This is a genomic window from Gemmatimonadota bacterium, from assembly GCA_016209965.1.
Lineage (GTDB): Bacteria > Gemmatimonadota > Gemmatimonadetes > Longimicrobiales > RSA9 > JACQVE01.
The window spans coordinates 1-6,503 of sequence record JACQVE010000273.1 but is presented as its reverse complement, the minus strand read 5'-3'; the positions used below and the strand labels follow the sequence as shown (position 1 = coordinate 6,503).

The 6,503-nt window shown below is 70.6% G+C and carries 4 protein-coding genes; all 4 read right to left on the bottom strand.

The features are described from left to right. Positions 1 to 522 (bottom strand): malto-oligosyltrehalose trehalohydrolase (locus HY703_10880; GenBank protein ID MBI4545691.1); only part of this gene is annotated, 522 nt, incomplete at its 3' end. Positions 523 to 536: 14 nt separating this feature from the next. After that, entirely contained in the window at positions 537 to 2,603 is a 2,067-nt protein-coding gene (gene glgB, locus HY703_10875) for a 1,4-alpha-glucan branching protein GlgB (GenBank protein ID MBI4545690.1), read from the bottom strand. Then, the gene (gene malQ / locus HY703_10870) at positions 2,600 to 4,810 is read right to left on the bottom strand and encodes a 4-alpha-glucanotransferase (protein ID MBI4545689.1); all 2,211 of its coding nucleotides are present in this window, start codon (positions 4,808 to 4,810) and stop codon (positions 2,600 to 2,602) included. The genes glgB and malQ overlap by 4 nt, the downstream gene beginning before the upstream one ends. A gap of 14 nt (positions 4,811 to 4,824) precedes the next feature. Then, the coding region (locus HY703_10865) for a putative maltokinase (GenBank protein ID MBI4545688.1) at positions 4,825 to 6,503 on the bottom strand (1,679 nt) is incomplete at its 5' end.

Genomic DNA, 6,503 nt, shown 5'->3' with positions numbered 1-6,503 from the left:
GTAGCTGTTCTGCACGGCGAACGGGAGCACGCCGTCGTACCCCCAATTCCGGCTGCCCGGGAACTGCGCCACCGGCATGAGCTCGAGCACCGTGATGCCCAGCTCGCGCAGCCCGCGCACGTGCGGCGCGATGGCGGCGAAAGTGCCCTCGGCCGTGTACGTCCCCACATGCAGCTCGTAGAAGACGCACTGCTCGAGCGCGATCCCGGCCCACTCCACGTCGCTCCAGGCGAAGCCGGAATCCACTACCTGCGAGGGCCCGTGCACGCCCAGCGGCTGGAAGCGCGATGCGGGATCCGGCAGCTCCCGGCCGCCGCTCAGCCGGTAGTGGTACAGCGCTCCCGGGGCGACGTCGTCTACCACCGCCACGTGGTAGCCGCGCTCGCCTGGCTCCAGCGGCACCACTCGCTCGACTGGGCCGGTGAATACGACCTCGAGGCGCGGCGAGGCGGGCGCCCAGACGCGGAAGCTGGACCGGCCCCCGCCCAGGTAATGGGCGCCGAGCGCCAACTCGCCTGTCACCTGGCCCGCCACCCTCAACCCTCCCCTTGCCCCAGCCCTTGCCCTGGCCCTGGGCCGCGGCCCCCGGGCTTCAGGAATACCGCTCCCAGCGGCGGCAGCGTGAGGTTCAGCGAGTAGGGCCGCCCGTGCGCACCCACGGGCGAGGCCTCGACGCCGCCCAGGTTGCCGTGGCCGCTGCCGCCGTAGTGCTGTGCATCGCTGTTCAAGAGCTCGAGCCAGTAGCCGCCCTGCGGCACGCCCACCCGGTAATTGAAATGCGGCGCAGGCGTGAAGTTGCACACTACCAGTACAACCGCGCCGGGCGAGCGCGCCTTGCGCAGGAAGCTGAGCACGTTGTTCTCACTGTCGTTCGCGTCCACCCACTCGAAGCCCGCGGGCTCGAACTCCGCCTCGAACAGCGCCGGCTCCGCCCGGTACAGCCGGTTCAGGTCCTGCACCCAGCGCTGCACGCCCGCGTGGGGCGCGTACTCGAGCAACTGCCAGTCCAGCGCCTGCTCGTGGTCCCACTCCCGCCGCTGCGCCAACTCGCCGCCCATGAAGAGCAGCTTCTTCCCTGGCTGCGCGTACAGGTAAGCGTAGAGCAGCCGCAGGTTCGCGAACTTGCGCCAGTCGTCGCCCGGCATCTTCCCCAGCAGCGAGGCCTTGCCGTGCACCACCTCGTCGTGCGAGAGCGGCAGCACGAAGTTCTCCGTGAAGGCGTAGATCATCCGGAACGTCAGCTCGTTGTGGTGATACGTCCGGAAGATCGGGTCCTTCGCCAGGTAGTGCAGCGTGTCGTGCATCCACCCCATGTCCCACTTCATGCTGAAGCCCAGCCCGCCCACGTATGTCGGCCGCGACACCATGGGCCAGGCCGTGGACTCTTCCGCCACCATCTGCACGTCGGGATGGCTCTGGTAGACGGCTTCGTTCAGCCGGCGCAGGAACGCGATGGCCTCCAGGTTCTCCCGGCCACCGTAGCGGTTGGGGATCCACTCCCCCTGCTGGCGCGAGTAATCCAGGTAGAGCATCGAGGCGACGGCATCGACGCGCAGGCCGTCCGCGTGGTAGGCGTCCAGCCAGAAGAGGGCGTTGCTGATCATGAAGCTGCGCACCTCGTTGCGGCCGTAGTTGAAGATGTAGCTGTTCCAGTCGGGGTGGAACCCCAGCCGCGGGTCGGCGTGCTCGAAGAGGTGGGTGCCGTCGAAGTACCCCAGTCCGTGCGGGTCGGTCGGAAAGTGGGACGGCACCCAATCCAGGATTACGCCGATCCCGCGCCGGTGCAGGTGGTCGACCAGGCTCATGAAGTCCTGGGGCGTGCCGTAGCGGCTGGTGGGCGCGAAGTACCCCGTCGTCTGGTAGCCCCACGAGCCATAGAACGGGTGCTCCATCACCGGCAGCAGCTCGACGTGGGTGAAGCCCATGCGTTCGGCGTAGTCGGCCAGCCTGGGCGCGAGCTCGCTGTAGCCCAGCGGCTGGCTGCTGCCGGAGCTGCCGGCCGCGCTCCGCATCCAGGACCCCAGGTGCACCTCGTAGATGGCGATGGGCGCAGCCAACGCGTTGCGGTCTCGCCGGCCCCGCATCCACTCGGCGTCGCCCCACTCGTAATCCAGGCTCCACACCACGGATGCCGTGCGCGGCGGCACCTCGTGATGAAGCCCGAACGGGTCCGCCTTATCCACCTGGTAGCCGGCGTGCCGCGAGCGAATGTGATACTTGTACGTCGCGCCCTGAGCTACACCGGGGATGAAGCCTTCCCAGATCCCCGAGCTGTCGCGCGGCTGGAGCAGATGGCTGGTCTGGTGCCAACCGTTGAAGTCGCCCATGACGGCCACCTGCTCGGCGTTCGGCGCCCACAGGGCGAAGTACGTTCCCGTCACACTGTCCACTGTGTGCAGGTGGGCGCCCAGCCTGCCGTAGAGCTGGGAATGGCTCCCCTCATTGAAGAGGTAGATGTCGTCTTCGCTGAGCAGGGTCACGTCGTGACGGACGGGCGTGGGTGGGGCCGCTCGGCTGGCTCGGCCGGCGCGCGCGGCGGCGCCCGTGCCCGGACCGCCATGACGCGCGGTCTGTCGCCGGCCTGTCCCTTTCCTTTCCTTCATGCCTCGCTCCCCCGCCGGAGCCGGTCCACCTCGCGCAGCGGCTCCAGCACTTCGGGCAGCGCTTGCATCGCTTCCAGGCTGTAGCGCGCCTTCCGGCGCCAGTTCGGCCGCTCCTTCCAGGTCCCGGGCACGTTTTGCGGCCACGCCTCCAGCCAGAGGTCCTCCAGGCTGACCAGCACACACTGCGCCGGTCCCCGCGCCAGGTAGGCCAGGCAGGCGTGCAGCACTGCTCGGGAGCCCGGGGCGGCGCCAACTGCGGGCGCAGGGAGCAGCCCCTGCCGCGCCAGGAACTTGACCAGCGCAGACTTCAGCCGCCGCCGGGCGGTCCGCTCGGCTGCGGCCCCTGCGGCGTCGAGCAATCCCAGCTCCTGACGATCCGCCAGGTCGCGTTCCTCCCAGAATCCCGCAAAAGTCGGCATGTCGTGCGTGTTCAGGCTGGCCATGGACCGCGCCGGCGGCGGCTGCAGCACGGGCGCAGCTTCGGGTGAGAAGGCGAACTGGGCGACGTACGTTCGGGAAACGTTGTGCCGAGCCATGGCCCGCCGCACCTCTGCCGGCACAGTGCCCAGGTCCTCGCCCACAATGCCCGTTCCATGCCGGTGCGACTCGAGGCTGAGGATCCCGTACAGCTCGGCGGCCGGATAGCGGACATACACGCCGTCCCTGGCCTCGAGGCCGTGCGGCACCCAGAACAGCCGGTGCAGCCCCATGACGTGGTCGATCCGCAGCATCCCGGCGTAGCGCAGGTGGTTCCGCAGCCCGGCAATGAAGTAGCGGTACCGGTCCTTCCGCAGCCCTGCCGGAGCGAGAGGCGGAACCCCCCAGTCCTGGCCGTGCACGAAGAACGCGTCGGGCGGCGCGCCGCAGGAGACGGCGTCGGCGAAGAGACGGCGTTCCCGCCACACGTCGTAGCCGTGCGGGTGTACGCCCAGCGGCAGGTCCAGATACAACCGTGCGCCGCCCGCCCGGCCGCGGTCCGCCAGCGCCTCGAGCTGCCGGTGCGCCAACCATTGCACGTAGATGTGGTAGCGCGCGGCGCCGGCGTCGTAGTCGCCATCCTGCACCACGCCGCTGCGCAGCGGCTCAGGCCAGGCGGGCCAGGGCGAGCGGCGGGCCTCGCAGACGGCCTGGAAGCGGGCGTAGTCCTCGATCTCCGGCCGCTGCTCACGGAATCGCTGGAAGGCGACGTCGTGGCTCCGGTCGCTCCCGAAGAAGCGGCAGGCCAGCTCCTGCAGCACCCGGCGCTTCAGGCGGAGTAGCCTCTGGTATTCCACCAGCGGCGCGCGGCGCAGCGCTTCGATCTCGCGTCCCAGCTCGTGGCTCTCCAGCAGCTCCCGGGCGGCCGCGCACGACTCCAGCCCGGGCACCCGCGCAGGATCCAGGAACAGCTCGCTCCAGAAGAGACGGCTCACCGGCGCGTACGGGCTGGGATCGAACAGCGGCTCGGGGAAGAAAGCGAGCAGCGGCAGCGTGCCCACGACGCCTCCCCCCAGCGAGGCCACCCAGTCCAGCAGCGCGCCCAGATCCGTCAGGTCGCCGGCGCCCCAGCTCCGTCGCGAGTGCAGGGCGTGGAGCGGCAAAAACACCCCCCAGTCTCGCTGCCCGCGCTGCGCCGTCCACGCGCGCCGCGGCGCCGAGATCACCAGCGTTTCCCGGTGCTCGCCCGCCCGCTCCTGCATGAGCACGTGATAGCCGTAGGGCAGCGGAGGGAGGGAAAGTCGGTACGCCTCGAAGCCGGTCCCGGCAGGTCTGGCCGTGTCCGCCGCTCGCGCGCCGGCCAGCATGCCAGAGGCCGGCGCCACGGGTTGCAGCTCTCCGCTCCAGCGGCGGACACCGCCTCCCTCTAGCCTCAGCTCGCAGGCCACCCGACAACCCCCGGCCGCTCCGCTTCGCCACTCCACTGTTCCCGGAGCCCCGTCCCATACCACTGTCACCGGTTCGGGACCAGCCCGCGCCAGCTCCTCCAGCCGCTGGCGCAGCGCGTCGCGCACATCGCCGGGTCCGGCGACGGGCGCGCCCAGCGCCGCCAGCACCCGCAGCGCGCCCTCGGGACTGGCCGTGTTCCGGCGACCGCTCACGTCGTAATACGCCGTCTGGACGCCGTAGAGCTGGGCCAGGAGGCGCAGGGGGCGGGCGAGTAATGTGCCGCAGCCGGGAGACGCCACCGCTTCCCGGGGGCATCGAGCCACCTGCTGTCGATGCGGCATAAGGGCGAAGATCCTCAACCCTGCACGAGCTGCAGGATGCCCCGGATCGGGATCACTACCCAGGCGGGCCGGTTGTTGAGCTCGTACCCCAGCTCGTAGACCGCCTTCTCGAGCAGGTGCGCGTCCAGCAGTGTATGGAGCTCCTCGGTCGACCCGGGGAGGAACCCGCGCTCGGCCGCGCGCACGAGGTAGGCGCGCAGGAAGGTCGCCGCCACCCAGCGGTACCAGAAGCGCGCCCAGGGCTCGAGTGCCGCCGCGTCCTCCGGGCGGACCAGCCCTCGCGCTTCACGGTCCAGCAGCGCGGAGTAGGCCGCGTAGTGGAAGGAGCGCAGCATCCCCGCCACATCGCTCAGGGGCGAGCGCTTCAGCCGCCGCTCGCTCAGGGGCCGCGCCGGTTCGCCCTCGAAGTCGATCACCTGGAAGTCCTTGCCCGTGTATAGGATTTGCCCCAGGTGGTAGTCCCCGTGGGTGCGCGTGCGCAGCGCCGATATCGTCCGTCCCACGACCAGGCGGAACCGCCGCAGCACCTCGCCTCGCAGCTCGAGCACCCGCGCCGCCTCCGCCCGCGCTGCCTCCGGCCCAGCGCCCTGCCGCCGATCCAGCAGCTGGAATGCGCGACCCGAGAGGTTGCGCATGGACTGGTAGAGCGAGCGCTGGTAGAGCGCTGAGAACGGCTCGGGCGCAAACGCCGGGTCGTCTGAGGCTGCAGCCAGCAGCAGATGCAGCTCGGCCGTTCGGCAGCCCAGCAGGCGCGCGGACTCCAGGTAGGTGCCGATCATTTCCTCCGCCGCCGGGGGCCGCTGCTGCTGCGTCAACTCGAGCAGCGTCCGCGTGTTCAGCGGCTGCTGCTCCACCTCCGCATGCCAGGACAGCGCGTGCTCGAAGGCGTGGCCCAGGCTGTCCAGCGTGTACTGCCACGCGTCCCCTTCATTGGGCACGTATGCCTTGAGCACCCCCACGGTCATGGACTCACCCCGCTGCGGCCGGTACTCGAGGTAGCCCACTACGGCAGGAGTGTGGGGGAAGCCGCGCCGGTTCAGGAAGCGGCCCACCTCCAGGTCGGGGTTCACACCCGGCTCCAGCTTACGGAAGAGCTTCAGCATCAGACCATCGCCGTAGACGACGTTGCTGTTGCTCTGCTCCCCCTTGAGCAGCGAAGGTCGAAGCCCGGCCCGGCCCGGCGCCGCCGGGCCTGCGCCGTCGCCTGTTTCCTGCCATAGCGCACCGTACGTCCGTGCCATGGCCCCGGCCACCTCGCCCCTCGTGCCCTTGAGCCGCCTCCGGCGCCACATGGCGTCCAGCAGCGCGCTGGCAAAGGCGGGCTCGAAGACGGCGTCGTAGAGCACGCCTTCCTCCTGAGCTGCCCCGGCCCGCACGCGGGCCACAACGGCCGTCGCCTCGAGGCGCGCGAGGGTGGCCGCGCGCTCGCCGGCGGCGAAGGCCAGCGGCAGCAGGTACGTCTCCGGGGCGCCTTCGTCGTAGGTCACCTGCAGGAAGCAGAGGTAGGCATGGCCGCTCGGCAGACTGACGGGCAGCAGCTCCTGGATGCTGGCGCCCCGGATCCTACGCGCCTTGCCCGCGAACCAGCGCCGGGGCGCCAGGTAGCCGGGCAGCACCTGCTCGAGGCGCGCCCGCGCCGCGCCGCGGAGCAAGCTCTCCCACTCGTCGACCACCGTGAGTAGCGGGCGCTCGG

Bases quoted from the DNA above. Each gene is read 5' to 3' on its own strand.
- glgB (MBI4545690.1), bottom strand. From the start codon at position 2,603: ATGAAGGAAAGGAAAGGGACAGGCCGGCGACAGACCGCGCGTCATGGC.
- malQ (MBI4545689.1), bottom strand. From the start codon at position 4,810: ATGCCGCATCGACAGCAGGTGGCTCGATGCCCCCGGGAAGCGGTGGCG.